This is a genomic window from Candidatus Aquarickettsia rohweri, from assembly GCF_003953955.1.
Lineage (GTDB): Bacteria > Pseudomonadota > Alphaproteobacteria > Rickettsiales > Midichloriaceae > Aquirickettsia > Aquirickettsia rohweri.
In genome coordinates, this window is sequence record NZ_RXFM01000125.1 from 1 (window position 1) to 2670 (window position 2670).

Below are 2670 nucleotides of genomic sequence, written 5' to 3' on the forward strand. Positions count from 1 at the left end.
GTATAAAACCATTTGCAGTTGGCAGAAAAAATTGGATGTTCTGTGCAACAACTAAGGGTGCTAAAGCTAGTGCAAATATTTATAGTATTATTGAAACTTGCAAAGTAAATAAGATTAATCCTTATGATTATTTAAAATATTTGCTGAATCATATTCATGATTATTCTGATCCAAAAGAGTTAGTAAATTTACTTCCATATAATATTGATAAAAAAATATCATCAAATTAAATTTTTTTTAGAATTATCAAAAAACTTAAGAAACCCAAAGAAAGGCGTATAATACTTGTCAAGATGGGGATATTTTAGCGTTTACGTCACGAAGGAGGAATGTAATTCCGACTGTGGTGATCCAGAATTGTTGTCGCATATACATTTGTTGATAGCTTCCCTGGATTGCCACGGATGCTTGAGGAGCATCCTCGCAATGACTATATTTTTAACTAAGTGCACCTATACAATAGCTTTTTTGCCTCTTGCAACTTAATTTTCAACTCCAGCTTTGGTTAATGATAATAATAAATGGAAAGATTAGGATAAATAATTATTTACATATGATTTTATAGTAAATTTTTGCTTATTCAAGTCTTGAACAAAAAATTCTAATTTATTTTTCTTTGCAAAATTAATAGCTTCTTCTTTATTTTTAAACTGTAATTTAACTTCACTAGGGTACATATTAGTGCTACCTGTCCAACCCATAATTTGCTCTTGAAACCTATAATCATTTGATAAGAATTCTATAGTCCAATGATTAGTATTTGCTTTGCCTGATTGTGTGGGATTTTTATATTCTTTAAATATTTTGACAATCATTTGTTTTATAAAATTGAAATTCAAGTTATCTTAACTATATAGTATATAATTAATTAACTTATTCAAGTAATGAGCAATAATATATCTAAATTAACGTTTGAGCAATCCATGCAAAGGCTGGAAGAAATTATTAATGATCTAGAAAGTGGCAACGTAGAACTAGAAAACGCTATAAATCTTTATTCTGAAGGAATTAAATTACAACAACATTGTAAAGATAAGTTAGAAAATGCCAAATTAAAGATAACTAAGATAATAAAAAATAAAGATAAAATTGAAACTGAAAACATTGAGATTGGTTAAAATGTTAACTAAAAATTAACTTAAAAATTCTTGTTTTAATTAATTTAATCACTATATGTTTAATTAATGTATATAAGCAGAGTAAATAAATGCAAAATAATTTTAATAATGAAATCCCTAATAATCCTCTAAAAGAAGCTTTGCTTTCATGTAAAGTGATGATTAAATTTGTGCTGTTATTTGGATGTTTGATTAATTTATTAATGCTTTCAACACCTCTATTTTCCATGCAGGTATTGGATAGAGTTTTAGGTAGTCAAAATACAAATACACTTTTAATGCTAACCCTCGTGATAATATTAGCATTATCATTATTAGGTATTATACAAGCTGCTAGAGCTTTCGCGATGAATAAAATGGGAAGTTGGCTAGAAAATAAATTATCTGAAACTGTATTCTCAAATTCAATTAAGTTGTCCTTAGAATCAAAAGCCATGGCAAATAGCCAACAACTAAGAGACTTGCAAACTGTAAAAACATTTTTAACGAGTCCTGGCTTAATATCTATTATGGATATGCCATGGGCAATAATCTTTATTATCGTATTATTTATTTTACACACATCAATAGGATTTTTAGCATTAATTGCAGGCACAGTTCTTATAGTTTTTGGAATTATAGCTGATAGATCAACCAAACCTTTAATTGAAATGAATAATGAAAATTTTATAAAAAGCATGAGGCAAGTAGATCAATCAACTAGGAATGCTGAAGTTATTGAAGTGATGGGAATGAAAGATAATATTATATCATCTTGGCAAAAAATGAACCAAGAAGTCCAAAAGACACAAAATTTAGTCACTAAGAGGCAAGCAATTTTCATGGAGATTACCAAATTTTTCAGATTGGTAATTCAGATTTCAGTAACAGCTTTAGGCGCATATTTAGTGATTCAAGGTCAAATAACTTCTGGTACAATAATTGCAAGTTCCTCATTAGTAGGTAGGGCTCTTGCGCCATTTGAAGCAGCTATTAATTCATGGAAAGGTTTTGTTACTTGTCGTAAATCATATGAAAGGCTGACTAAATCATTCACCAGATATAAAAATGATAGTGATAAAATGTCATTACCTCACCCAGAAGGAGAAATTGATGTAGAAAATGTATATTTTGCACCACCAGGGATACCTAAACATATATTAAAGGGAATAAATTTTTCATTAAAGAAGGGAGAAGTCCTTGCTATTATTGGACCTAGTGCTTCAGGCAAAACAACACTTGCAAAACTTCTTGTTGGGATTGCTAATCCTAGTATTGGGACAGTGAGGATTGATGGTGCAAGTTTGAAAGATTGGAAAAAAGAAGAACTTGGCCCACATGTTGGTTATTTGCCACAAGATGTTGAATTGTTTTCAGGTACTGTTAAAGAAAACATAGCAAGAATGCATAGTGATACTCATTATGAAGATGTTGTAGTAGCTGCACAACTTGCTGGAGTGCATGATATGATATTACAATTGCCACAGGGTTATGATTCAAGCGTTGGTCTTGATGGATCTATGTTATCTGGTGGTCAAAAGCAGAGAATAGGCCTAGCTAGAACTTTTTATGG

The 2670-nt window shown here is 30.1% G+C and carries 4 protein-coding genes; 3 read left to right on the forward strand and 1 reads right to left on the reverse strand.

The features are described 5' to 3' along the window. Nucleotides 1-230: transposase domain-containing protein (locus EIC27_RS08500; protein ID WP_205702304.1), on the forward strand; the 230-nt coding region annotated here is incomplete at its 5' end. A 300-nt stretch (nt 231-530) separates the two neighbouring features. Here EIC27_RS08500 and EIC27_RS06635 read toward each other — a convergent pair. Then, on the reverse strand, nt 531-815 hold the full coding sequence (locus EIC27_RS06635) for an NADH dehydrogenase ubiquinone Fe-S protein 4 (RefSeq protein WP_126045266.1): 285 nt from the start codon (nt 813-815) through the stop codon (nt 531-533). Nucleotides 816-884: 69 nt separating this feature from the next. On the opposite strand from EIC27_RS06635, the gene xseB reads away from it, so the two are divergent. Both xseB and EIC27_RS06645 read left to right on the forward strand, forming a co-directional pair. Then, nucleotides 885-1118, forward strand: coding sequence for an exodeoxyribonuclease VII small subunit (gene xseB / locus EIC27_RS06640; RefSeq protein WP_126045267.1), 234 nt, complete (start codon nt 885-887; stop codon nt 1116-1118). Between the two features lie 89 nt (nt 1119-1207). After that, a partial coding sequence (locus tag EIC27_RS06645) for a type I secretion system permease/ATPase (protein ID WP_126045268.1) occupies nt 1208-2670 on the forward strand: 1463 nt, incomplete at its 3' end.

Excerpts from the sequence above, each read along its gene's own strand:
- EIC27_RS06635 (WP_126045266.1), bottom strand. The coding sequence starts at position 815 with ATGATTGTCAAAATATTTAAAGAATATAAAAATCCCACACAATCAGGC.
- xseB (WP_126045267.1), top strand. The coding sequence starts at position 885 with ATGAGCAATAATATATCTAAATTAACGTTTGAGCAATCCATGCAAAGG.